Origin of the sequence: Nostoc sp. (assembly GCF_036917235.1) — a bacterium.
Lineage (GTDB): Bacteria > Cyanobacteriota > Cyanobacteriia > Cyanobacteriales > Nostocaceae > Nostoc.
In genome coordinates this window covers 19,853-45,716 of record NZ_JBALDU010000007.1, presented here as the reverse complement: position 1 = coordinate 45,716, position 25,864 = coordinate 19,853, and the positions used below count along the sequence as shown (strand labels likewise).

Below are 25,864 nucleotides of genomic sequence, written 5' to 3'. Positions count from 1 at the left end.
AATCTCTCTAGAAGCCTCGCAAAGGATGTAGAAAGTGGTCAATACCAATCCATTCATTGCACAGCCACCCAACGAAGTACCGTTACAAAACGCCCCGCTGATTCGAGTTATCGCGCAGGTACTTTTTCCTTCCATTCTTTCGATGGAAGATAAGGAATTTGTTCGTGTATTCCAAGAAGCGATTAGGGAAAATTACCCTTATCTACAGCCTGAGCAAACTCAGGGCTTCGTTTTTAGCCCTCAAGGTGTTGTACCAACCGTGCCTCAAATAACTTGGCGATTTGTGGACAAAACAGAAACTTGGCGAGTCTCATTAGCACCTAATTTTTTGGCACTTGAGACAACTGTTTACTCAAGTCGCAGTGATTTTCTGGAACGCCTAGAAAGCTTACTTATCGCTCTTAAAGAAAGTTTTCATCCTAATATTGATATTATTGAGCGATTCGGTATGCGATACATCGATAGACTTGTTGGACAAAATATAGATGATCTGTCATCACTGGTCAAACCTGAGATAGCTGGCATTGCGACTGCTGGATTCAGAGAATATATTCATCAAAATATTAATCAATCTTTGTTTATTATCCCCGATGGAGGGGAACAAATCATTGCGAGGTGGGGACTTGTTCCTGCCGATACAACTTTTGATCCGGCGGCGATTGAACCTTTTGCTGAGTCTAGCTGGATACTGGATCTAGATATGTCTCTTTCAAAGAAACGAGATTTCAGTGTTGAAACTTTGATGAATGAAGCAAAACAATTTTCTGAAAGAATTTATACGTTTTTTCGATGGGCAGTGACTGATGAGTTTTTGCGGCGCTTTGGAGGTGAATTATGAGTAATTTACTAGACAGAAAATCTGATCTATTACCGAATACTTCTGCACTTGGAGCTATGCGGAAATCTATCGTTAATCGCTTTCCTTCTATAATTTTAATGACTCCTAATAGCACTGCTAATTCTATAGCAACTAACAGGAATATTTTGGCTGCTTTAGAGATGACCACAAGTGGGCTGACTCTACCATCAACTAGTTCTCCAGAATCAACACAGAAGGCTCTTAGCGAACTGAGAAGATTGAGTGGATTAACCTGGGATCAACTTGCTAAACTCTTCAATGTCTCACGCAGAAGCCTTCATTTTTGGGCAAGTGGGCAACCGTTATCCCGGTTTAATGAGGAGCATCTTCATCGAGTCTTAGGTGCTATCCAATACATTGATCGAGGAAGTGCAAGTCTCAATCGCAGTCTATTACTGAAAGCTGGCAGTAATGGTAGACCCCTTTTTGACTTAATGGTTGTAGGTAAATACGAAGAATTCAAGCAGATTATTGGTTCTGGTAATGTACCTCAAAGACCACAGTTAAGTCCTTTGTCTGAAGATGCACGCGCAGCACGTAAGCCACAGAATCCAGCAGAACTGGTTGACGCTTTCCAAGATCCTATCCATCTTGAAATTAGACAATCCAGACCTGCTAAAGCAGTCAGGAGTCGAAAAAATCGTAGTGGTCAATGAGCGTGATATTTGGATTCAGAAAATAGACATCACTCTTAAGAAGTGGTGTCAGGGCGATTGTGTACTTGGAGAACACTGGTTTGTCCATCGCTTTAATCCTCAACACCCTTTGACATCTGATTCTACTGATATTGCAGAATCAGAAACTGATCTTGTGGAATCCGATGTTAAGGGTTTTGTTGTGGTTACACAGACATGCGATATTGTACGCTCTTGCGCTGATCGTCCATTCATAGAGGTGGTAGCTCTGGTGGAGGTTGACGAGCAACGTTTGTCTGAAATTCAGCGAAGTAGGCGACCTCAGTTTGCTTATGTTCCAGGAATTGCAAAATTTAATCTTGTTGCTGACCTCGATCGTGTGATGACCTTAGAGAAAGCTGTTATTACGGAATGGGAGCGCAACCCAGGATGCCGCAACGATCAAGAGATTAGAGCATTTGGGCAAGCATTAACACGAAAACGTGCTCGATTTGGTTTCCCTGACGACTTCAACGACTTTGCTAAAAAGCTTCAAAACCGTCTGCGAAATAAGCATGATAAATCTAACACTGAAGGAGAAGCACTTCGCGCCTTACGCGAAATTAGAGTGCGTGCAGAACCTTCATGGAATAGCTCTGAAGTTCGACTAATATTTTGGTTTATTCGAGACGAAGAAGAGAGTCAATTTGAGGGAATAGGATGGAATCAATTTCTCAAACAGTGGTTGCAATTAATCCCTAAATCTGGACGATTCCAAACTGTAGAGGGTTCGGTAGTAGCTTTGGAAGACATGACAGGGAAGGAGTATGTTGAGAGCGATCCGCTTGATTTGGATCACTTGTCATCCTAAATGTTCATAATTTTGCGATCGCTATCAGCAAAATAGTTCAACGACTGTTGGCTTAGTCACTTTCCCCATCGCATTGCGCGGTAATTCTTCAACTATCAAAATTTGGGTTGGCACTTTATAAACAGCCAATCGCTCTTTTGCCCAACTCCTGAAAGCTTGTAATGTTAAAGGTTGTGAACCTTGCAATACTAAGGCGGCACACACCCGTTCGCCCCACTCTAAATCGGCAACCCCAACCACTGCACATTCCTGAATATCTGGATGGGTTCTTAACACTTCTTCAATTTCCAAAGCTGAAACTTTATACCCTCCAGTTTTGATGATATCCACACTCATCCGTCCCAGAATGCGGTAACTGCCGTTCTCAACTACGGCGGTATCTCCAGTACGGAACCAGCCATCTTGGAAGGCTTTGGCAGTTGCTTCGGGGTTTCGCCAATATTCGAGAAACACTCCGGGGCCTTTAACTTGGATCTCTCCTGGTGTCCCAGTTGGAACTAACTCTCCGTTCTCATCTACTAATCTCACTTCAACTTGAGGCAGAGGCTTTCCCACATATCCAGACAATCGTTCGCCGTGTAAAGGGTTTGATAGCGCCATACCAATTTCAGTCATACCATAGCGCTCAAGCAGAAAATGGCCGCTGATGGTTTGCCACTTTTCTAAAACTTGGACTGGTAATGCTGCCGAACCAGAAACCATCAGGCGCATTTTAGCACAGCCTTCTGACATACTTTTTTGACGTTCCTTAGAGGCTGTTTCCCAAGCAGTAATTAGCTTTACATAAATTGTTGGTACTGCCATAAATAGGGTTAAGTCACCGTCACAAATTCGGTTCCAAACGGTTTCGGCATCAAATTTGCTTAAGATATGGCACTCTGCTCCAGCCCATAAAGCACAAGTCAGTACGTTAATAATTCCATGAATATGATGTAATGGCAGGATATGTAAAATGCGATCGCTAGATGTCCATTTCCAAGCGGTGTTTAAGCTAGTCACTTGCGCTTGAATATTTTGATGGGTTGTAACTACACCCTTGGGTTTACCTGTTGTACCACTGGTGTAGAGAATTAAGGCGCGTCTAGTTATATCTATCTCTGGGAGGTGACTAATATTATGTGGAAGCGTTTCTGAGGTGAGGATAAATCTCAAATTGTGTTCTTGGGCTAGCGATTCTCCTGCGGAGACGCTGCGCGAACGCAGTATACCCTCAAAATTAGGATGAGCAATAATAATTGATGCTCCAGAATTAGTAATTACATACTCCAATTCTGGGCGTGGATGGGAAACACACAGAGGTACAGCTATGCCACCAGCCCGCCAAATTCCCCATTGAGTGGCTACATACTCAAACCCAGGCGGAATGAGAAAGGCAACTCGCTGCTCTTGTAAATCTTCTGTGTTTTGAAGAAGACTTGTTGCTATTTGACTGGAAGTGTGTAGCAAATCCTGATAGTTAAATGCTCCGTCCTTTGTCACAATTGCTGTTTTTTCGTTGTGTTCTTCAGCACGAATAATCAATGGTAGGTTCACGTTTGTTTACCGATTTAAGGTTGATTTAGTTTAATTACTGAAAATATATATAGCAATCCTATTTGATTTCCTTTCCACTGACAGACTCAGATCCCCGACTTCTTTAAGAAGTCGGGGATCTTTTTATTCATAACCTTATAGATATTACAACCAACGTTGTTTTTTAGCATAAACAATACTGCCAATCACAATTAATGACATCATACAAATCACCACAGGATAAGCCCAAGGTTGTTCTAATTCAGGCATATATTTGAAGTTCATACCATAGAAACCAGACATAAAAGTGATTGGTAAAAATATTGTCGATAGGATAGTCAGGCGATTAATTCGTTCGCCTGTTTTACTAGCAATATTATCGCGTTGAATTTCCATTAATTCTGACATCCAGGCTCTTATAGCTTGATATTCTTGCCAGAGTTTATCAACGTGATGAACCAATTCTTGATTGAATAGTTCTTTTACTGGCTGCCTAATCCATTGGAAATCTTCATTATCCATAATAGCCATAAGTAACTTGATGCTTTGAAAATTACGGCGTCCAGAACGAGTAGATTGCCTCATTATGGCAATCTTTTGGTACGTTGATTCGTCACCAGAATTGTCTAAAACTTCATCTTCTAAATCATCAAGTTTTCTAGAAATATAGGTAAATACAGTTTCGTAATTATTCAAAATATCTTTAAATATGAGATAAAAAAGATAGTCAACTCCCAATTGTTGAATATCTAAAGTTCGCTTTTGGAGATTATTAGCTAGAATACTTAATATTTTTAGTTCTGTAATTTCAAAAGTTATAATAAAATTATTTCCAACTACAATGTTGCCACGTACAACCTCAAACTCATTATTATTTATTTGAGAACTTAGGATTTCATAGCTATCAAATAAACAATCTTCTACGTCTTCATCAATTCCTACAGGGGAATGGTTGAAAATCATGTTGACACGAGATGGATTCAGTCCAAAGTGCTTGATAATTCTGGCTGTTCCAGTGCGATCGCGGAAGTGAATACAACGCAACCAAATATTGTGAGAACCATCAATTCTTTTCAGTACCGTATCGACATCTCTATGAGTAAATATTTCCAGGTTATCTGGATGAAAAGTCAGGAGAATTAGCATATAGCAATCCTAATTGAGTCGTAATAAAATACTGTGACTCATGGTAATTAATTAGGACTTTAGTCCTTGTTTTATAAGCACTAAAGTGCTTACTACAAACCATCAAAACTAGTTTGATCGAGTAATAGTCGTAAATTTGTAAAGTAAAACACATTTAAATAGCACAATCACTCTCTAAGAGTTTTGACTGTTGATAGTCAACACTATATTGAGTGGTAACTCAATTTTTTTCTATTTTCCCAGATTTCGGGCGCGTAGTTGGCGCTGGCGCTGAATTATTTTGCAGAATTGCAATTTCCCGCCGTGCATCTTGATAACTATCTTGTTCCCCTTGCTGTTGGAATAGTTTTGCAGCTTTTTTGAAATCTGCGATCGCACCTAGTTTATTTTTCTGCTTGGTGCGAATCACACCCCGGTTATAATAGGCTAAGGCGTTGTTAGGATTAATTGCGATCGCTCGTGAATAATCCTGATTTGCAGCTTTTTTATTTCCCAGTTCGAGATAGGCGTTACCACGGTTGTTGTAAGCTGCTACATTATTAGTATCTAGTTTTAGTGCTGCGGTGTAATCTTCAACAGCACCTTTATAATCTCCAAAAGAAAAGCGGTGAATACCTCTGTGAATATAAGCTGCAATAAATTTAGGATCTATCTGTAAAATAGTATTGTAATCTTCAGTCGCTTCTACTTGATTTCCCAGATCGCTGTAAATATCACCACGATTCAGATAAGCTTCTATATATTTGGGATTGATGTTGATTGCATCTGTGTAATCTTTAATTGCTTCATCTTTTTGTTTATTAATAGATTGAGTTAAACCTCTTTGATAATAAGCTTTAGCATCGCTAGGATTAATCTTAATTACTTTATCAAAATCTTGGATTGCTTCAAGTCTTTGTTTGAGACGACGGCGAAGAATACCTCGTTGCAAGTAGGCTTCGGTATATTGGGGTTTAAGAGCGATCGCTTTGCCAAAATCTTCAATTGCACCTTTATTATCCTTCAATTGAACACGAGCTAATCCTCGGCCATAGTAAGCATAAGCATCTTTAGAATTTAACTTAATTGCTTGCGTATAATCTGCGATCGCTTCTTTATATTTGCCTAATGCCGAAAAAGCAAATCCTCGGTCAAAATAGGCATTAGCATCTTGAGGATTAAGCACAATAGCTTGGCTAGAGTCTGCTTGTGCTTGCTCGTAGTCTCCTAATCGATAATAAGCATCACCCCGCCTATTATAAGCTAAAGCGTTTTGCGGATCTAATTTAATAGCTTGATTGAAATCTTCAACCGCTCCTTCATAGTTTCCTGACTCATATTTATTTACTCCCTCTTGGTATAATGTCTTTTGAGCATCACTCAGAAGTTTTGGCGATCTCAATTGCCACGCTGCAACACTAAGGGTAATACATCCAGCTATCCCTGCTAGAACTAGTAATAATTTTTTCTGATGCTTTTTTTGTTGATTGTCATCAACATTTATTAACTTCTTCAGGTCGTCTAAAACTTCCGTTGCATACTGGTAGCGCTTACGATAGTCAAAACGCACCATCTTATTAATAATTTTTGCTAATTTTCTGTTAACTTTGAGATTTTTATCGCGCCAAACTATTTCACCTGTCAGTTGATTTTTCTGACTTCGTAAATTAGATATTTCCTTTGTAGGTAAACCTTTCAGGGCTGCGATCGCAACGATACCTAAAGCATATATATCACTATTGTATTTGAGGTTGCCGTTAATTTGCTCTATAGGCATATACTCGGAATTGTCAACAGTATTATCGATCGCTTCATTAAAAGTACCCAAATTAACCAAGACTAACTTTTTATCTGAGTCCCGACGAATAATATTTGCTGGTATAATATTCCGATGAATTATGCCATAGCTATGTACAACGACTAAAGTTTCTAATATCTCTGACAAAAGACTAATTACTTGGTCTTCCTTGAGAAGTTGTCCCTGGATAATTTCGTCAGTTAAAGGATTACCAAGTATGAATTCTTGGACTAGATAAAATTCTTCATTTTCTTCAAAAGAAGCAATGAGCTTTTGAATTTTATCGTGTTCTTGTCCTAGTTTTTCTAAAGTTGCTGCCTTACTAGCAAACAAGCGGCGTAGGATTGTTAAAGCTTGAGGATTGCTATTAGTAAGAGATAACTGCTTTACTATAAATTCTTGACCATCAAGATTAACATCTTCAACTAGATAGGTTTTCTCTTTTTCCCCATCATTGAGAACTTTTAGTATTTGATAATGTCCATCTAGTAAATGAATATTCATCAATATAAATTATAGTCTGATAAATTGTTCGATTATAGCTTACGTGTTATTACTACTGATTTTAAAATATAAATATTTATTTATTAAGCAACTTCAAATGAGATCGAGGCATGAGCTGCTACCGCGTGTATATTGCAAAGTCCCTCTCCCAAGTTTGGGAGAGGGATTTAGGGTGAGGGGATTAGATTCAGGTTTTACGCTGGTACGACAAATTTCTCGCTACCAGCCAGTTCAAAGGCTTCATGAATGGCTTGCAAAGCTTTAACACCTTGCTCTTGCGCCACAACACAACTAATTTTTATTTCTGAGGTGGCAATCATTTGAATGTTGATTTGTTGTTGGGCTAAAGCTTCAAACATTTTAGCGGCAATACCTGGTTGTCCTACCATACTTGCACCGACAATACTCACTTTAGCGATCGCACTATCTAAAACAACTTCACCCCATCCTAATTCTGCCGCTACTTGGGTAAGCATTTTTTTAGCATTTTCCCCGTCTATGCGCGAGACTGTAAAAGCAATATCTCGCCTGGGAACACCATCAATTACGCGGCAACGCTGAGATTGGATAATCATGTCAACACTAATATTATGTTGCGCTAATAATCCAAATAGCTTTGCCGCCATCCCCGGCCGATCTGGCAATTGGCGAATAGCAAGACGCGCTTGATTCATATCGAGAGCGACACCACGAACGGTGGGACAATTGGGCAGAGGCGCAGAGGGGCGGAGGGGCAGAGGGGAATCTATGCAGTCAATCTCCCCTGCTCCCCTACTCCCCTGCTCCCCTGCCTCAATCTCAAAGACAGCGCGGAGTGCTAAGACGGCGCGATCGCATTGAGCGGCATCGACTACGCAACTTACTTTCACTTCGCTCGTGGAAATCATTTGAATATTCACGCCGGCTTCGGCTAAGGTAGCGAACATCTTTGCAGCGACACCAGGGCGGCCAATCATTCCTGCACCTGCGATGCTGACTTTGGCAATGTTATGTTCTACCATTACCTCGGCTTCGTCAAACTTGGGGTTAGATTGACTTCTTAGTGCTGGGGCGATCGCTGTTGCTACTGCTTCTGCCCGTTTTAATATTGGTGTTGTCACCGTAAAGGCAATGTCATTACTGTTACCATCATGAACTGACTGAATAATCAAATCTACGTCTACTTTTTGCCGAGAAATTTCGCCAAATAACCTAGCTGCAACACCTGGTTTATCGGGAACGCGCAACAAAGCAACCTTTGCTTGGTCAGTGTCAAATTCTACAGCATCCACTGGACGGGCAATTTCTAGATTGATTAGCGATCGCCCTTGGGGTTTGGCTGATGTCACCCAAGTCCCTGGCTGATCCGTCCAGCTAGACCTAACTACAAGGGGTACACCATAGTTACGGGCAATTTCCACAGCACGGGGATGCAGCACTTTTGCGCCCAAGCTAGCTAATTCCAACATTTCATCGCAGGTGATGGCATCCATCAACTGGGCTTCGGCAACCAAGCGGGGGTCTGTAGTGAGAATACCTGGAACATCTGTATAAATTTCGCAAAAATTCGCTCTTAATGCGGCTGCGATCGCCACTGCTGACGTGTCAGAACCACCACGACCCAAAGTCGTAATTTCCATCTCTCCGGCGCTGGATGTGCCTTGGAAGCCAGCTACTACAACTACTTTACCTGCATTTATGTGGCGAGTTAGGCGAGTAGTTTCAATATGCAAAATCCGAGCGCGACTGTGTTCAGCTTCAGTAACAATTCCTACTTGAGCGCCAGTCATGGAAATTGCAGGTTGTCCGAGTTCCTGCAAAGCCATGCTGAGTAAGGCGATGGTTACTTGTTCGCCAGTAGAAAGCAGCATATCCATCTCCCGGCGGTTAGGATTTGGAGAAATTTCAGTAGCTAGTTTGACGAGTCCATCGGTGGTTTTGCCCATTGCCGAAACCACTACTACCAGAGAGTTTCCAGCTTTAACAGTTTTATAAACACGCTGTGCGACAGCTTGAATGCGTTCCACTGAACCGACAGATGTACCACCGTATTTCTGAACTATGAGCGCCATAACTTTTATGCAATCAATTGTGTCTGTTTTGCTCAATGCCTCCGCCGGGTTAGGAAGCGTTGAAGATATTAATAGATATTTAGTTTACTAAAAATTGTGTAGCATACCCAATCATGAGTTGATTATTCAAAAACCACATCTTCGTAAAGTGCTGCCATTTTTTCCTCAAAATCCACGCTATTGAGTCGAAATGATTGATGCTCTGATGTGTAAGATTGTAAAACCCACAACCCCTGCTCATTGCGTCGAAAACACTCAACTCGTTGACGTTTTGTATTAATTAAAACATACTCTTGCAGACTTTTCAGTGTTTGATAATCGGCAAATTTGTCGCCTCGGTCAAAGGCTTCGGTAGAATTAAATAAAACTTCGACAATTAAACAGGGAAATCTTTTATAAGCTGGAGTTTCTCGATCTCGTCGATCGCAAGTAATCATCACTTCGGGATAATAAAAGCGATTCAGAGATTCAATTCTGGCTTTCATGTCAGCGATGTAAACACGACAACCAGAGCCGCGCACATGATTACGGAGGAGAGCGAACAGGTTTCCCGCAATGGTAACGTGTGGATCTAGCGCTCCAGCCATTGCGTAGATGTAGCCGTCTATATATTCATGCTTGATATCGCTCCGTTCCTCCATTTGGAGGTATTCTTCAACGGTGACGTAATTTTGTTGGGGTGAGGCTATCATAAGTTGAAACTTTAATTCAGGAATATAAGCTTCATTCTAGCGATTGCTTAGTATCACCATTGCCATTTTTATCCTCTAAGAATAATGGCGATCGCACCTCCAAACCGCGATCGCCTTTTCTCTTTGAACGAAAAATTGTTGTTTCAGACACTTGAAATAATCGAATGTACAAAAAACCTTTTTTGGCATGGTGATGCCTAAGAGCCTACTTTATTTCCTTAACCGAACAATATCGTAACCAGATGAATATCCTCATCAACTATGGATAATGCTATCGAGTTGGAGTTCAAGATAAATAGTTTTAAATCCGCTCTTGTTTGGGGATTCACCAATTTGGTAAAAACCGCGTTTGAGATAAAGCATCCGGGCTACATAAGAAGAAGAATGTTCCCAAGTATACAACCGTAAGTACCTTTTTGCTTTTGCTTGTGCTAAGTCGATGGTAAAGTCTAATAGCTCTTTTCCAATTCCTTTTCCCCGAAATTGTGATGCTACACAAAACCAGCCTAACCAGTCAGCTTCTTGTTCGTCTTCGTTTTTGCAATATAACCCAGTTAGCCCAATTACTTGGAAAGATTTCTCATCGATAGCAACCCAGTAATTGAGTTGGGTAATTCCACTGTTTGAAAACCATTGAGCATATTTATCTCGATATAAACTTGCCGCCAGCGATGGACTATCACTACTATTACTCACGCCTGGGAAAACTTCCTCTCTTAAGTGAATTGCTTGCTCCAGGGTTGCTATCGATAATGATTCAATGTACATAGCACTAGTCACTCAAGCTTAAAGTAACCATATCTATATCTAGGCTACTATCTCAATTAATCTGTGAATTTTTTGGTGAGCAGGCAGACTTTAATGGGAACCATCATTCCTGCCATTCTCCCTCTTCATCCCGAAGAACTAATTCTAGCCTAGTTTTCATACCTAATTTGCTTTTCCTCTTTGAATTTGTTTTTGCTAGTTGAGGATGGCACCAAATCGAAACGAAATACGAGCAAGTCCTGAATCTGAATGCTGTTTTCGTAGCTTGGTTGAGGTAAATACCAAAAGTAGTCCTGGCGCACATGATCCATCCGAAATCCGCACTTTTGATAAAAAGCAATGTTGGCGATACTTGAATTAGACGTGCCGACGAGTATCTGTCTCTTGCCGCGTTGCCTCGCCTCTTGAATCAACCAAGCAACGAACTCTTTACCTAATCCCTGCCTTTGAAAGTCAGGGGCTATACCAAGTTCCATAATTTCGCAGGGGTCGCTGCGCCATTTCATCGTTGCTGCACCAACCAAGTGTTCGCTGTCGTCCATACGATATACAGCATCGACGAGGTTAGCAAGCCCCCATCGCAGCGCACGCTCCGATTGTTCTGCCAACAGTAGTATTGGAATCAGCGCTTCAAGTTCGTCGTCACGAGCTTGTCGAATAGCGATCGCCATTCATATTCCCCTTTAATCACAATTTATTTAGGACTTACGCAACTGGCACAAGTGATAGTGGCAGTTGCATAAGTCCTATTATAAAAGTGAAATATTTTCTATCTGCTTACCCTGGAAGGTTCAACCCACTCATCCCAAGAGCTATCGTAGCCATCATAAGTAATTTTATAAAGATCGTTGCTAACTTCTAAAACCTGTCCTGGATACCATTTTCCTTTCCACAAAATTCTTATTGCATCTCCAGTTTGAAATGATGCTCGAAAGCGCGCAGTGCCAACCCATTCATTCCAGGAACTGCTGTAACCATCGTAGGTAATATAGCACTTCTCATCATTAACCTTAAGTACAGTTGCTGGATACCATGCTTCCTTCCAAAGAACCTCAGCCTTTTGTCCCACAGAACAGGGTGAAGCAGCAAAAGCACTGGGAATTAATGTTCCTACCCAAGTTGACACAAAGATAGCACCAAACAATACTTTGTTTTTCATGATTATTTCTCTCCTCAAACAGTAAAACCGAATTTTGATGATGATTTATGGAAATCTACTTCAAAATTTGCAACTAACTGTTACTATTTTCGTGGGATTTATTTAGCGATCGCCTCAGCAAAAATTATGAACTTTCACCGCTATTTGTGAAGATAGCGCTGCAAGATTCCGCATTGAAAAATAACAGTAGTTATTGATTTTACAAATTTGACATCAATGAGCCCTCACCCTAAATCCCTCTCCCAAGCTTGGGAGAGGGACTTTAAAATTTGCTTCCCTTCTCCCAATTTTGGGAGAAGGGGTTGGGGGATGAGGGCTTTTGATTCATGCAAGAGGTCTATTTTTGTAAGTTCCCCGTTCTAAATCTAAGTTCATAAAGTCCTAGCAAACCTGCTGCTACTAGCAAAGGCAAGAAATAATAGACTCCCCGATAAGCTAACATGGAACCCAAAACTGCCGCAGCCGAAACTTTTGAGGAGAGAATCAGCAAAATTATAGTTTCAAATACTCCCAAGCCACCGGGGACATTACTAACCACACCTGCAAACATCGCTAGTAAATAAATGCCCAAAAAGTCTAGATATGACAAAGATATATTGCTAGGAAGTAAAGCATAAAGAACTGCTGCCGCAAGAATCCAGTCAAAACTAGAAATTGCTATTTGAGCCAGAGATATTTTCAAATAAGGAAATCTAAATTCATGTCCCCGAATTATTAATGGTTGTTTAATAAAAATACTTCCGAGTAAATAAATCGCAACTACTAGTAGAAAAATTACGCCAATGGGACGCACAGTGGCAAAAGGTAAATGTAATTGAGTAGGAATCTTCAGAGGGTTGATGAGGAACAAGAAACCTGCAACGGCAAACATCCCCAACCAAAAGGTAAAATTGGCGAAAGCAATTACTTGAGCGATCGCAACTGCTGACACTCCCCAAGTGGAGTAAAATCGATAACGGATAGCACTGCCAGTCAGCAAGGCAAAACCGATGGTATTACTAAATGCAGAGCTAATAAAATTAGTGAAAGCTATCTTATTCCAGCTTAAAGAACGATTAATGTAGTTAAAACCTAAGATATCGTACCCAATCATCACTAGATAGCCCAAAGCTGTCAGCCAAATTGCCCAACTTAGGCGACTTTTGGGAATAGCAGCTAGAGAATTGAGGATATCACGATAATTATACTGACGTAACTCGTTTGCGATCGCCCACAGGGAAACTAGCAGCAGCAACAAGCCAAACAAAGAACTGAAATTGAGTCGCAGCTTTTTAAGCATCATGAAGAAACTCATCCTAACTCTTGACTTTTAATTTACAACCAGTCGTAAAGTTTCCATCTTGTTGACACAGCGTTGACATACCGTTTGCATAAGCTTTTGAAGGCAAGCAACGACTAACTACCCCATGCCCAATGCCTTTCAAAGATGAACTACAAACAATCTAAAATTCTCTTGCTATTTTCAGTATTAACCCTAGTTGGCTGTAATTTCTCCCAAGGTGTCGTCGCAAAACCACCGCAACAGCAGGATTTACAAACAAAGCCTTCTATTCTTCCAACCCAGCGCAATACTAGCGACTCAGCGACTCTCCTAACCTATAAAATTGAAACCTACGATAGTCAAGCAATGGGTGCAAGTCGCACTTATGGCGTTTCTTTACCTCCTGGCTATGAGCAAAACCCAAAACAAAGGTATCCTGTAATCTTTCTCCTCCACGGTGGACATGGTAATCCCAGTGATTGGTTTATTCAGAATAAGGGACAAGCTCTCAAGACTGTAGAACAACTTTATACTACAGGTAAGTTGCCACCCAGCATCATCATTACACCAGATGGCAACGACAAACGTGGCTCTAGTCCCTACCGAGATCCCGAATATATCGATGGCCCTAACGGTAAAGTCTCTACAGCGGTAGGCGATGAGTTAGTAAAAGTTGTGCAAAGCCGTTATCGTACACTAACTAATCCAGATTTTTGGGCGATAGGTGGTTTATCTTCTGGTGGTTGGGGAGCAATCAATGTGGGATTACACAACCTGGATCATTTCTCGATTTTATTTAGTCATAGTGGTTATTTTAATGATAAAAGTGGCCCAGCAAATAGCCCAATTTTTTATATCAAAACCATTCCCCCACAAGCTCAAAAAAGGTTAAAAATTTATCTAGATTCGGGTACATCCGATATTGATGAAATCAGGGAAGCAGAGCGATTTAGTAAAGTACTCGCTCAACTGAAAATTTATAATTCATTTCGTGAGTTTCCTGGCAGTCACACTTGGCAATACTGGCGGAAACATTTAGCAAACTCATTGACATTTGTCGGCGAACAATTTCGAGCTTCTGAAACAGCAAATATGGCTGAGAAAAATTTAACCATTAATCATAAAAAAATGCTCAAAAGAATTTAAAATCCATAGTAAAATGTCTAAAGCTAGTAATAAAAAGTTTGCAATAAGGACTTTATGGCTTAGAAAATCAAGGACTTTAGTCCTTACTACGAACTTGCTTACCCATGAATTTAAACTTGACAGACTACTAGTAGAAATTAATACTATTTTGCCGAGCAATTGATACTTAAAATTCAAGGTGAAAAACTATACTGCAATTTTTCAAAAGATTCATTATAGTAAGTTCTAATGGAGGTGTTTTTTTATTTAAAAGAATATGAAGATTTATAAATTGTTAATTAGCTTAGTAGGAGCGATCGCACTCCTTACTAGCGCTGGTTATTATTATGTATTCATCTTAGGTGCGCCACAACTAGACCCACCCAAAGAAGAGGCAACTACTGGGCTAAAATTTCAATTAGCAACCTTTAACTCCCAAGCAATGGGTGCAGTCCGTGACTACGGCGTGATTTTGCCCCCTAGTTATAGCAAAAATCCCCAAAAGCGCTACCCTGTGATATTCTTACTACACGGTGGTCATGATGATGCTCGTGCTTATGCTGATAAATACGCACTTTTAGAAGTATTGCATGAACTTTATCAAAGTGGAAAATTACCGCCATCGATTGTGATTACACCTGATGGTAATGATAATCGCGGTTCTAGTCCTTTATACGACCCCGATTACTTTGATGGGCCGAATGGCAAAGTGGGAACTTTGATTGGTTCAGAATTAGTACAAGTTGTCAAGTCGCGCTACCGCACTTTGAAAGAACCCCAATTTTGGGCGCTAGGAGGTCTATCTTCTGGAGGATGGGGTGCATTTAATATCGGATTACGCTATATCAACAACTTTCAGATTTTGTTTAGCCACAGTGGTTACTTTACTGATGACAGCGGTTCACAAAATAGTCCTCAACAAATTGTGCAACAGCTAACCGTTCAAGATAGGAAGCGATTGCGTGTTTACCTAGATGCGGGTGTGAACGATACTAATTTGCTAGCTTCTACCAAAGCCTTCAACGAAACCTTAAATAAATTAGGCATTGCTCACGTATTTTATGCATTTCCCGGAGGTCATGGTTTGTCTGGTGCTAATGTAGGCTGGAACTACTTCCACAAACATCTCAAAGATTCACTCTCCTATGTTGGAGAACAGTTTAAACAATTAGGAGTTAAGAGTTAAGAGTTTTAACGCCAAAACAAATGACCAATACAACTCTTGGAGAGGCTGCGCCAACGGCTACGCGGTAGTTCAGCGTAGTCGAAACTCAGTACAAGTCACCAATGACAAATGACCAATGACAAATAATTTAAAAACTAAGATTGGACTTTGGAGTGCAGTTTTCCTAACAGGTTTAGTCGGAGTAGTAAATTTATTATCAGCAGTGACACCTAACCTGTATGGGCGGACTCACTGGTTAAAAGAATTTTTACCATTTGAAATTCGCGCCAGCGGTCATATATTCGCAGCATTGACTGGGTTTGTTTTATTAACACTTGCTACTAATTTATTACGCCGGAAAAGAATAGCCTGGTTATTGACCATTGCTCTACTAGTAATTTCCATTTGCAGCCACTTGCTGAAGGGACTGGACTATGAAGAAAGTCTACTCTCTGGAGTTTTGCTAGTGCAATTAATTTTGATGCGCCATTTTTTCACGGCGCAATCAGACCGTCCTTCCATCGCACGGGGAGTCAGAGTGCTGATAGGGGCTTTATTATTTACCCTGGCATACGGAACTATTGGATTTTACTTGTTAGATGGTAAGTTTTCAGAGAATTTTAATTGGCGTGAAGCGATAGTTCAGACTTTGGCGATGTTCTTCACCGAGGATAATTGGGGACTGCAACCAAAGAGTCGATTTGGAGAATTTTTTGCTAATTCTATTTATATTATTGCCGCAGGTACTATTACTTATGCAATAGTAATGCTCTTGCAACCTGTATTTTTGCGCAATCTAACAACTACAAATGAGCAACGAAGAGTTAAAGAAATTGTCGAGCAATATGGATGTTCTTCTTTAGCAGCGCTCACACTCTTAAATGATAAAAGTTATTATTTCAGTCCTTCAGGTAATAGTGTAATTGCTTATGTTCCCAAAGGACGGGGCGCGATCGCATTAGGAGATCCCATCGGCCCCATTGAAGACCGCAAAGAGACAATCATTGCTTTCCAGCACTTTTGCCAGCGTAACGACTGGTATCCTGGCTTTTACCAAACTATGCCCGATGATGTTGAGCTTTACAAATCATTGGGGTTTAAGGTACTTAAGATTGGAGAGGAAGCGATCGTTGATTTAAAAAGTTTTACTTTACAAGGTAAAGCCGGTAAAAACTTTAGACCATCAATCAGTCGTTTAACTAAACTAGGATACCAAATCGACTTTTACCAACCACCCATCGCCAATGATTTATTGCATCGGCTCAAACCTGTGAGTGATGAATGGTTGAAAATGGTACAAGGTTCAGAAAAACAATTTTCTTTGGGTTGGTTTGACGAAGCTTATCTGCGAGAGTGCGAGATTGCTGTGGTGCATAATCCTGAAGGTCAGATTAGCGCTTTTGCCAATATTATCCGGGAGTACCAACTTAACGAAGCGACTATTGACATGATGCGACATCGCTCATCTCTTGAGAATGGGACAATGGACTTTCTATTTATTTCCCTGCTTCAGCATTTTAAAGAGGGTGGTTACGACAGCTTTAATTTCGGTCTTTCTGCCCTTGCAGGAGTTGGAGACAACCCAGAAGCACGCCGCTTGGAGAAAGTATTGCACTATCTTTACGAGCATTTGAATCGCTTCTACAACTTCAAGGGACTCCACGCTTACAAAGACAAATTCCGCCCCCGTTGGGAACCACGCTATTTAGTTTACCCCAGTTTAGCTACCTTACCAGATGTAGTTGTAGCATTGATTCGTGCAGATTCAGGCGATCGCCTCTTCGATTATTTCAAACCCGGAGCCTAAATGTAGACTCAAAAAATTCGCAATGTTTTTGACCGAATTGCTTTATACCATAACACCTCATTGCACAGCGATATCTACTAGGGGCTACGCCTACACAACTTGCCCCTAGTATGATACAATTGTACTATAAACTTAGACAAGGCTGTTCTTGGCGTTGCCTAAATTCCTAGCGAATAGACTCAAACAAACTTTGCGCTCCTCTGCGCTATACTCCGCGCGACGGCAGTCGCTACAACGGGGGGAACCCCCGCAATGCGCTGCCTCCCCTCTGCGTTTAAACTTAAACCCTCAATCATCCACGAACTTACCATTAAATTTCGCACGGTAAGAACAGTTTATTTTGGAATATTAATAGACTTCAATAACCGTTGCTTTAAAAGATTCTTGACCTTTATTCGCAAGGTGACAATATGAGCGATAATAAAATTTCTCTAGTAGAATTAATCCAAATTTTTGGACAATACCGCAATAACATTATCATCAATATCAAGCACTTACAAGAACATTATCAAAGAACAGGTGTTAAGCGTATTAGAGGTGTTAGAAACGAAAATGGAGAACTGTTACAACCTTGGTTAACAACAGAATGTGTAGATAATGCTGAGTACGTTGACATGGGCGAGTTTCAGTTTAGCCACAACGCTGCTACTATCAATATGCTTGTCAAGCGTAGAGTTAAACTTGCTAAATTTGAAGACCAAACTCCTACTATTGAAGTAGCAGGCTTGTTAGTAAATGACCTCAACACTTTTAATAATTACACGATTGTCAGTGACGGTAAAATAAACGTAAAGTCATTACAAGTCAAAATTAGTAGTAAAAAAGTCTTTGATTTACTCAAACAAAAAGGCATATTGGACGCAGAAGAATTTGACTTTCGGGTAGAATATACGATTCAGTTAGATAACTTGCCACTTGTAGCTGCTAATAGTCGTTACAGCAGTATTGATGGACTATTCAATGAACTAGCAGAAATTAAAGTACTGACTAGTATTATTTCTGCTCACTTGAAAAAGGAATCAGATGTATTTATCGAGGCACAGTTAGATGAGTTTAAAAAGCACTATCTGTCTAAGAATACTTACATCAACTTTCCTACAACCAATGAATACACTGATATCAGCGAAGCTTTAGCTAATGGTACTATTGACTCAAAATTAAGTTATAAAATCGATATAGGCAGTCCAGATATTCTGAACTTGAGTAAATTACCTTCTGCTAACAAGTTTCTCAATAGAATGTATCGTCTTTATGACAAAGAAACTGGAGAAATTATCATTAAGCTGAGTTTCGAGATGGCATTTAATCAGAATCTCGCTGTTAGGCACAGATTGCTGTCATCACGCATCAAGATTACAAAAGTTGACGAATTGATGAAACCAATTTTTGATGATTTTCTTGGGCTTGAGCAAAATGGTATTGTTGGAGGTATTCTTCAGAAAGTTGGTGCTGATAGTTTGGCGCAGTTATTGCAGGATAAACAAAGTGGTAAGCAGATAGACAAAGAAGAAATGGTTGCAGCTTTAACTGTGGCAAATAAAAAGTTAGAACAATATGCAGAAAATATCTATCAAGATAAAATATCTCCCTTAGTATTTTACATTGGTTCTACTGGACTATTGCCAGATAAAATGGAAGTCAAAGCCATGACTGCTGATGAAGCTGCTGCTAAATACCCAAACTTGCAATTTTATAAAGATGAGCAAGAAGGTACTTTCTTTGCAGTTGGTGATAGTATTATCAGCATTTATAGCAAGACTGAATATTACAGCAAAAACGTGGCTATCCTAAATCATTTGTGATCCAAAAAATCCCCGATTTTTTTGAGAAGTCGGGGTTATATGAGTTATAATTATCACAAATCAAATAAGATTACTATATATAAATAATCCATTTTTGCTTAAAAAGCTGCTGACTCTTCCCCAAGCAATGACTGTATAACTAAATCAGCAATGCTAGCCAGTCCCATCCCAAATTCTGGAATTATGAATATAAGCATCATTGCAAAGAGTCCGAATTGGGTATATTGCAATGGCTTTAGCTTAGGAAAAATTTCGCTGAAAACATGAAATCCATCAAGTGGTGGAATTGGCAAGAGATTAAACAAAAATAATGTCAAATTAATCCGAGCCGCTAAGTAAAAAAAATCTTCACTCAAAAACTCTGAAAGACTGAGATTAGAAATAAATTTCAGCACCATAATAAATAGAACGCCTAAAGCCAGATTTGATAATGGGCCAGCTGCTGATACCAAAATATTGCCTAGCTTCCCAGAGCGAAACTTAGATGGATTGACGGGCATTTGTCCCCAAGCTATACCCATAAGACAGAGAAAAATGATTGATTCTTTGCCCATGTGAACTACAGGATTCAGCGTCAGATGACCAGTCTCTTGTGGAGTGTTATCTCCCTGACTCATCGCAGCCCAGCCGTGAGCAAGTTCATGCAAAGTGATGGAAAAGATGACAATGCCAACGATTCTAAAAAAATAAATCGGCTCTGTGATGAGTGTTTCGATAAACATACTTTACTAAATTTGAGTAATGCCCCATTTGTGGAATAACAAGCTATTGATATAAATGTTATTAAAATATTTACTGAATCTACTAGGGTGATTTTTGGTATATTTTAAAAATCAAAATTTACTACTTTTATTAATTTCAGTTGATTTAATAACTTAAAAAAACATTTCATAACACTTGAAGGATTTTAAAACCTGGTAGTAACCACCTATTTATTTTATTTTTTAGTATTTAAAAATTTAACTCCTGAGTTAGTGCTTTAGCCAAAGGTATAAAAAATTACTGAAAGGCACAATAAATAACAAATCACTGAATAGATCCGTTTTATTTGTGTCTAACTGCATCTATAGCGCTTCTCGTTCGGATGCAATACACTTTGACCTCTCTCCTTTTAGGAGAGAGGCTTTGAATTTTACTCCCCAACGCTAGAAGGGAAGGGGCTGGGGGTTAGGTCTGTATTCTATGCAACTGAGAACCGCTATATAGTTTTATGTTTCTTGACTCAAAACAGAGTCGCTATTGTCTTGTTATTTGGGTATATCACTTTGCAAAGTTAATTTTATTACCTGATGTAGCAATAGATTTACTAATAATCTTTAAGAAAATTACGCAGAAATCAGCTTCAATGAGACAATCTGACCTAATCTTCTCAACCTAAAGGAAGACATGAACGATCGCACAAAGGCTCTCCAGGCTCTCGCCGCTGAACGTTGGCGGGTATCCTTGATTCTGACTGGAGCCATGATGTTTATTTACTTCGGCTTTATCTTATTAATTGCGTTCAATAAGCCCCTGCTGGGGTCATTAGTAGTTCCTGGCCTGAGTCTGGGGATTTTACTACGAGCGCTGGTAATTGTCTCAGCATGGGTATTAATTTTTATCTACGTGCGTTGGGCAAATAGTAGTTACGACGACCAAATTGCAAGACTGACACGCAAATGAAGAGTGCTGAGTACTATTTGACTCACTCAGGATTCAGCACAGAGTAAAGTGAATTAGCTATTAGCAATTTCTAGTCCCAAATCCAAAATACTAAACCAAAAAAGCATGAATAGTGTGTGGTTCAATCTGCCACTGGCGGCGGATATTACCAGTCTTGGTAAGTTTAACCCATTGGCGATCGCTTTCTTTTTTCTGTTTGTTGTAAGTTCTCTAGGCATTACCTATTGGGCGGCAAAGCTCACCAAAAATACGGCACAGTTTTATACAGCTGGCGGTAAAATTAGCGGTTTCCAAAATGGGCTAGCCCTAGCAGGAGACTTTATGAGTGCAGCTAGCTTTTTAGGTATCGCTGGGCTGGTGGCACTCAACGGCTTTGACGGCTTAATTTATTCTATCGGCTTCCTGGTGGGGTGGCCGATTGTTATGTTCCTAATTGCCGAACCACTACGAAACTTAGGTAAATACACTTTTGCCGATGTAGTGGCTTTTCGCTTGCAGCAAAAACCTGTACGTATCGCCTCTGCAATTGGCACGCTGGTAGTAATTAGCTTTTACTTAATTGCCCAGATGGTAGGTGCTGGAGAATTAATCAAACTACTGTTTGGTTTTGATTATGAATTAGCTGTGGTCATCGTCGGTTGTGTGATGATGGCTTATGTGATTTTTGGTGGGATGATTGCCACCACTTGGGTACAAATTATCAAAGCAGTTTTGTTGCTCGGCGGAACTGTCTTACTAGCTATCTTGGTACTGGCACGATTTGGCTTTAACCCGATCGCTCTTTTCGCCGCTGCATCTGAAAAGTATACAGGTGTATTAGCTCCGGGCAAACTGGTTTCTAACCCCTTGGATGCTATCTCTTTAGGGATGTCGTTAATGTTCGGCACTGCTGGATTACCCCACATTCTGATGCGTTTCTACACAGTACCCGATGCCAAAGCAGCGCGGCTCTCTGTTACCTACGCCACAGCTATTATTGGCGTTTTTTATCTCCTTACCTTCATCCTGGGCTTTGGAGCGATGGTGCTGGTAGGTAAAGATGCCATCGAGAAAATTGGTACTGGTGGTAACATGGCTGCGCCGATGTTGGCAGAATTTCTCGGCGGTGATGCTTTCTTAGGTTTTATTGCGGCTGTTTCCTTTGCAACGATTTTGGCTGTTGTCGCTGGGTTGACACTCTCAGGTGCGGCTGCATTGTCTCATGATTTGTGGGTGAACGTGGTGCGCTCTGGTCATGCCGACGAGTCAGAACAGCTGAAGGTAGCTCGCGGTGCAACAATGCTTTTGGGTTTAGTGGCGATATTCTTGGGTATTTTGTTTAAAGGGCAAAACGTAGCTTATATGGTAGGTTTAGCATTTGCGATCGCTGCTAGTGCAAACTTCCCAGCATTGCTCTTATCCATGCTTTGGCGACGCTTCACAACCAATGGTGCAGTTGCAAGTATGTTAGTAGGAACTGTCTCCTCTTTAGTACTGATTTATTTATCACCTACTATTCAAGTAACGATTCTCAAGCACGCTTCTGCACCCTTTCCCCTAAAAAATCCTGGATTAATCAGTATCCCACTGGCGTTTATTGTGGCGATTGTCGTTTCACTATTGAGTACTGAAGAGCAAGCACAGGAAAAATTTGCGGAAGTTGAGGATCGCATTCACATTGGTTCTGAAATGTGATTTTGTCATTTGTCATTTGTCATTGGGAAGAGACAAGGTAGACAAGGAAGAGGGGAGAGATAAGGAAGAAACTTGTTTAATAATTCACCCTTGTCCTCCCTGCTCCCTGCCCCTCTGCTACTGTCCAAGTTCTTTGATGTTATCCATCACTTGTTGGTATAAGTCGTTGTTACCTTGACTTTGAAAAATACTTGCTGCTTGTTGTAAGTCCTTGAGCGCTCCCTGTTTGTCTCCATTGCTGGCGCGGGCATTTCCTCGGTTATTGTAGGCAGGGGCAAAGTTACGATTGAGGCGAATGGCTTGATTGTAATCTGCGATCGCACCCTTGGGATCTCCATTGGCACCACGGGCATTTCCTCGGTTATTATAGGCGATCGCATATCTGGGGTTGAGGAGAATTGCTTGATCGAGATCGTCTATTGCCCCTTTTTTGTCTCCATTGGCGGCGCGGGCATTTCCTCGGTTATTGTAAGCTTCGGCATAGTTGGGATTTAGGCGAATCGCTTCACTGTAATCTTTAACTGCTTCTCTGTTGTTTCCTAGTGAGGCGCGGGCATTCCCCAAGTTATTGTGGGCTTCGGCGTCGTTAGGGTTGATGCGGAGTGCTTGATTGTAATCTGCGATCGCTTTTTCCTTGTCTCCCAAATCAAAGTAGGCTAGTCCCCGCGCGTTGTAGGCAGCGCCATACTGAGAATTTTGACTAATTGCCTTACTATAAGATGCGATCGCAGCTTGCAAGTCGCCGTTTAAATGCTGATTCTTTCCCTGAAGATAAAATTCCCCACCTCTGGAAGTTGTAGCTGAACTACGGCTAGGTTGACTAACTCCTATTTCTGTTACTAATACATTGTCATTCTTACTACAAGAAATACTGCTAGTTGCTGTCAATGTAGTAAAAATAGCTATGGTAAATAAAGTATTTACCCTTGTTCGCTTTTGCCCAAATAAACGCCGTCTCATAAGTTAATATCAACTGCCATAATACCTGAATGGAATTAGTACCAAAATCTAGATTTTAATTCTTTAACTCAATAACTATTCTAACTTTTGATAGTCCTTTCAAGTTAATTGACAAATTTCCCTAATATTTTATAGATTTATCAAAGAAGGGAGGAGGAAAGAATTATTAAATTTAAATATTTATTCTTCACAATAACTCTATAAATTCTGACATTTGTAGCCTGATGAACAATTTACTCATCCTCAGTTTCACTCTCTTGAGTTTTAGGAATTAACCGCCAAGAGGTATTTTTGTCAATATCTACAGACAATTGTTCTAGATTTTGCCCTAAATCTTTTTGGAGTTTCTGAGTTAGCGTAATCGGAAAATCTAAATTAATACCTTGAGTTTGTGCTAGGTTTGCCAATTCTGTAAATGCAGCTTTGATTGTAGTCCGTTCATAACTAGTCAGCCTATAATCATAAGTTTCTGATATATCCTGAGCCTGCATGGCTTTTTTTATACGTTCTTGCAAATGCTCAAATTCTGAATTCAACAACTTCCACTGCTGCTCAACTTGCGAGTATCTAGTACTTAGCGATCTTAAATCTTCCGTTGCAGGTTCGGGGCTAGCTTGGGCTTGTAATTCTAACAAGTTTAGGTGAATTTGAGCAAGATAAATGCAGTCTAGGTAAGCATACTCTATCTGTTCTTCCGTTAGAGGGCGTTTTGCCCAATCGCTTTTTTGTTCTTGTTTATCGATATTATTAAAGCTACAAAGTGCTGTAGCTATTGTCTTGAGTTGGTAGTTGGGTAATGGCAAAAGATAGTAGGGAATTTTTTTGGCCATTTCCAAAGTGCAAGTAATATTTTTGGCTTTCTTGCTACCGAGAAATTTTAGATCGTAACTCGCGTTGTGAAAAACTTTTTCAATCGCAGAATTTATCATAATTTTATCAATAAATTCAGCTATAATATTAGGCTGGTCTAATACATCTAAAAGATAGACGCGATCGCCACTCATATCTTGAGGATTATCTAATACCTGAATCAGCGATAATCGGGGATTACGACTTTTATAGTCAGCGACTTCTGTATCTATCCACAGTGTTTTAGCGTTTGTATATTCAGCGACAATAGCACGAATTTCGCTAGCCGAAGTAAGGTAGGGCATTGGCTAATATTTCCTGATATTTAAGGCATTGTAAGTAAGCCATAGTTTTATAAAGTAACATTTTGATGGTAAGAATGCTTATACAGGATTGCAGAAAGGCTGAAGTTTGAAATTCGTCATAGACATCGCCAAATTGACTCAAATCTGATAACATCGAGTCACTACTGTGCAGTGGCATAGTCTACCATCAAAACAGCTACTCAGCATCTACCTTAAAGTCATAGAGAGCCACAAACTGTGTGTAAAGCCATCCTGGTTAGCAGCTGTCAGAACAATTGAATTGGCATTTCTCAAAACTAGGTGCAAAATCTTAGCTTCAAGAAATCGTCCAAAGTTCAATTTTCAGCAACCTGAGCTATTGCTTAAGCACTTTTGCTACTTCACTTTTAATTGTTTTTTTAAATTTGCTCCTCATCATCACACACCTCAATTAACCGCTTCAAGTACTCAATTCGGAGATAGATAATGAAAAAGCTAATTCTATTAGTAGTTAGTAGCATTTTGGTAGTTGGTACTTTTGGCTGCCAAGAGGCTCCTAAAACTGGTTCAGAAACTCCTAGCACAACTAATGAAGCTGCTCAAGCACCAGCAAAACCAGCTTCGCAGACAAATCAAACTGCCAAAGTTCCAGAAACACAAACGACTCCTTTAGCAGCTAATACAGGTACGAAAGTTAAAACCGATGCTGAAAAAACGGCAGCAACAAAAGCTAAGAGCGATTTAAAAACTGAAGTTAGCACAAAGTTGAATAAAGGCTTACCAGGCAACAAGTTACAAGTTGAAAACAAAGAGGGTGAAATTATCCTCAAAGGTACAGCCGCTTCTGTTGAAGAACTCAAGAAAGCTGAAACCTTAGCTAAAGAAGTTCAAGGTGTGAAGACAGTAAAGGTAGAAGCAAAAGTTGATACTGTGAAAAAGCCATAAAAGAATAACTGAAGCTTTCAGTTAGCAGCGCCATAAAAGCCAACCAGAGACTTGCATGTGTGTAAGTCTCTGTTTTTGCTATAGCTATTTTCAGGTAAATAGATGATGTGGTAGGGGCATTGGTGTCAACTTAACGTGAAACCGCTTGTCCGCCGGGAATTGAAATTCCCGTCTCATAGCTAAAGTCATCTGAAGATGACTAAATATTGCCAAAAATCTCCAGTCTACTTCAGTAGACTTAAGCCTATTAGCCCGGAAATTTATTTCCAGGCGGTCATGGAAGCCAACGGTTAAGCTATTTCCAGCTGAAGTTGACACTAATGGTGGTGGGGGCACTCCTACTACTATGGTTAATAGTTATAGTCTTATAAAAAAGA

Annotated in this window: 24 protein-coding genes; 10 read left to right on the top strand and 14 right to left on the bottom strand. The window is 40.2% G+C overall.

Annotated elements, in window-relative coordinates; all coding sequences use genetic code 11:
- Positions 1–34: 34 nt before the first annotated feature.
- Genes V7K44_RS01890 through V7K44_RS01880 form a run of 3 tightly spaced genes read left to right on the top strand, consistent with a single transcriptional unit; the run spans position 35 to position 2,344 of the window.
- Complete coding sequence (locus V7K44_RS01890) at positions 35–838, top strand: TIGR04255 family protein (protein ID WP_334928121.1); 804 nt, start codon at positions 35–37, stop codon at positions 836–838.
- A complete protein-coding gene (locus V7K44_RS01885) occupies positions 835–1,515 on the top strand; it encodes an XRE family transcriptional regulator (protein ID WP_334928118.1) in 681 nt (226 codons plus the stop codon). Before V7K44_RS01890 ends, V7K44_RS01885 begins: the two co-directional genes overlap by 4 nt.
- Positions 1,451–2,344, top strand: a complete 894-nt coding sequence (locus V7K44_RS01880) for a hypothetical protein (protein ID WP_334928116.1) — start codon at positions 1,451–1,453, stop codon at positions 2,342–2,344. The genes V7K44_RS01885 and V7K44_RS01880 overlap by 65 nt, the downstream gene beginning before the upstream one ends.
- 24 nt (positions 2,345–2,368) lie before the next feature.
- Here V7K44_RS01880 and V7K44_RS01875 read toward each other — a convergent pair whose 3' ends face one another.
- The 9 genes from V7K44_RS01875 to V7K44_RS01835 form a co-directional block, all read right to left on the bottom strand.
- Positions 2,369–3,877, bottom strand: a complete 1,509-nt coding sequence (locus V7K44_RS01875) for an acyl-CoA synthetase (RefSeq protein WP_334928114.1) — start codon at positions 3,875–3,877, stop codon at positions 2,369–2,371.
- Between the two features lie 144 nt (positions 3,878–4,021).
- The gene (locus V7K44_RS01870) at positions 4,022–5,002 is read right to left on the bottom strand and encodes a magnesium transporter CorA family protein (protein ID WP_334928112.1); all 981 of its coding nucleotides are present in this window, start codon (positions 5,000–5,002) and stop codon (positions 4,022–4,024) included.
- A 220-nt stretch (positions 5,003–5,222) separates the two neighbouring features.
- A complete protein-coding gene (locus tag V7K44_RS01865; protein ID WP_334928110.1) occupies positions 5,223–7,283 on the bottom strand; it encodes a tetratricopeptide repeat protein in 2,061 nt (686 codons plus the stop codon).
- A 194-nt stretch (positions 7,284–7,477) separates the two neighbouring features.
- On the bottom strand, positions 7,478–9,334 hold the full coding sequence (locus tag V7K44_RS01860; RefSeq protein WP_334928107.1) for an aspartate kinase: 1,857 nt from the start codon (positions 9,332–9,334) through the stop codon (positions 7,478–7,480).
- A gap of 122 nt (positions 9,335–9,456) precedes the next feature.
- Positions 9,457–10,026 (bottom strand): Uma2 family endonuclease, encoded by a 570-nt coding sequence (locus V7K44_RS01855; protein WP_334928105.1) that lies wholly within the window; start codon positions 10,024–10,026, stop codon positions 9,457–9,459.
- A gap of 255 nt (positions 10,027–10,281) precedes the next feature.
- Positions 10,282–10,794 (bottom strand): GNAT family N-acetyltransferase, encoded by a 513-nt coding sequence (locus V7K44_RS01850; RefSeq protein WP_334928103.1) that lies wholly within the window; start codon positions 10,792–10,794, stop codon positions 10,282–10,284.
- Between the two features lie 149 nt (positions 10,795–10,943).
- Entirely contained in the window at positions 10,944–11,465 is a 522-nt protein-coding gene (locus V7K44_RS01845; RefSeq protein ID WP_334928101.1) for a GNAT family N-acetyltransferase, read from the bottom strand.
- Between the two features lie 98 nt (positions 11,466–11,563).
- Positions 11,564–11,953 carry an agenet domain-containing protein gene (locus V7K44_RS01840; RefSeq protein ID WP_334928099.1) on the bottom strand — a complete coding sequence of 130 codons (390 nt, stop codon included), beginning with the start codon at positions 11,951–11,953 and terminating at the stop codon, positions 11,564–11,566.
- A 337-nt stretch (positions 11,954–12,290) separates the two neighbouring features.
- Positions 12,291–13,232 carry a lysylphosphatidylglycerol synthase domain-containing protein gene (locus V7K44_RS01835; protein WP_334928421.1) on the bottom strand — a complete coding sequence of 314 codons (942 nt, stop codon included), beginning with the start codon at positions 13,230–13,232 and terminating at the stop codon, positions 12,291–12,293.
- A 147-nt stretch (positions 13,233–13,379) separates the two neighbouring features.
- Between V7K44_RS01835 and V7K44_RS01830 the strand changes: the two genes are divergently transcribed.
- The 4 genes from V7K44_RS01830 to V7K44_RS01815 all read left to right on the top strand — a co-directional run bounded on the left by V7K44_RS01830 (position 13,380) and on the right by V7K44_RS01815 (position 19,113).
- Entirely contained in the window at positions 13,380–14,360 is a 981-nt protein-coding gene (locus V7K44_RS01830; protein WP_334928097.1) for an alpha/beta hydrolase, read from the top strand.
- A 256-nt stretch (positions 14,361–14,616) separates the two neighbouring features.
- On the top strand, positions 14,617–15,525 hold the full coding sequence (locus V7K44_RS01825) for an alpha/beta hydrolase (RefSeq protein ID WP_334928095.1): 909 nt from the start codon (positions 14,617–14,619) through the stop codon (positions 15,523–15,525).
- A 115-nt stretch (positions 15,526–15,640) separates the two neighbouring features.
- On the top strand, positions 15,641–17,311 hold the full coding sequence (locus V7K44_RS01820; RefSeq protein WP_334928094.1) for a phosphatidylglycerol lysyltransferase domain-containing protein: 1,671 nt from the start codon (positions 15,641–15,643) through the stop codon (positions 17,309–17,311).
- Between the two features lie 410 nt (positions 17,312–17,721).
- Complete coding sequence (locus V7K44_RS01815) at positions 17,722–19,113, top strand: hypothetical protein (protein ID WP_334928093.1); 1,392 nt, start codon at positions 17,722–17,724, stop codon at positions 19,111–19,113.
- A gap of 98 nt (positions 19,114–19,211) precedes the next feature.
- On the opposite strand, the gene V7K44_RS01810 is transcribed toward V7K44_RS01815, so the two are convergent.
- On the bottom strand, positions 19,212–19,835 hold the full coding sequence (locus V7K44_RS01810; RefSeq protein ID WP_334928092.1) for a site-2 protease family protein: 624 nt from the start codon (positions 19,833–19,835) through the stop codon (positions 19,212–19,214).
- Between the two features lie 664 nt (positions 19,836–20,499).
- On the opposite strand from V7K44_RS01810, the gene V7K44_RS01805 reads away from it, so the two are divergent.
- Entirely contained in the window at positions 20,500–20,775 is a 276-nt protein-coding gene (locus V7K44_RS01805; protein ID WP_334928091.1) for a DUF485 domain-containing protein, read from the top strand.
- A gap of 105 nt (positions 20,776–20,880) precedes the next feature.
- Positions 20,881–22,449, top strand: a complete 1,569-nt coding sequence (locus V7K44_RS01800; RefSeq protein WP_334928089.1) for a sodium:solute symporter family transporter — start codon at positions 20,881–20,883, stop codon at positions 22,447–22,449.
- A 117-nt stretch (positions 22,450–22,566) separates the two neighbouring features.
- Here V7K44_RS01800 and V7K44_RS01795 read toward each other — a convergent pair whose 3' ends face one another.
- The 3 genes from V7K44_RS01795 to V7K44_RS01785 form a co-directional block, all read right to left on the bottom strand.
- Complete coding sequence (locus tag V7K44_RS01795; RefSeq protein WP_334928087.1) at positions 22,567–23,409, bottom strand: tetratricopeptide repeat protein; 843 nt, start codon at positions 23,407–23,409, stop codon at positions 22,567–22,569.
- Between the two features lie 233 nt (positions 23,410–23,642).
- A complete protein-coding gene (locus tag V7K44_RS01790; RefSeq protein ID WP_334928086.1) occupies positions 23,643–24,563 on the bottom strand; it encodes a ribonuclease D in 921 nt (306 codons plus the stop codon).
- Positions 24,541–24,741: a hypothetical protein gene (locus V7K44_RS01785; RefSeq protein ID WP_334928084.1), complete on the bottom strand. Its 201-nt coding sequence runs from the start codon at positions 24,739–24,741 to the stop codon at positions 24,541–24,543. Before V7K44_RS01785 ends, V7K44_RS01790 begins: the two co-directional genes overlap by 23 nt.
- Positions 24,742–25,028: 287 nt before the next feature.
- Between V7K44_RS01785 and V7K44_RS01780 the strand changes: the two genes are divergently transcribed.
- Positions 25,029–25,487: a BON domain-containing protein gene (locus V7K44_RS01780; protein WP_334928082.1), complete on the top strand. Its 459-nt coding sequence runs from the start codon at positions 25,029–25,031 to the stop codon at positions 25,485–25,487.
- A 90-nt stretch (positions 25,488–25,577) separates the two neighbouring features.
- Here V7K44_RS01780 and V7K44_RS01775 read toward each other — a convergent pair whose 3' ends face one another.
- Positions 25,578–25,805: a hypothetical protein gene (locus tag V7K44_RS01775; protein WP_334928080.1), complete on the bottom strand. Its 228-nt coding sequence runs from the start codon at positions 25,803–25,805 to the stop codon at positions 25,578–25,580.
- Positions 25,806–25,864: the final 59 nt, after the last annotated feature.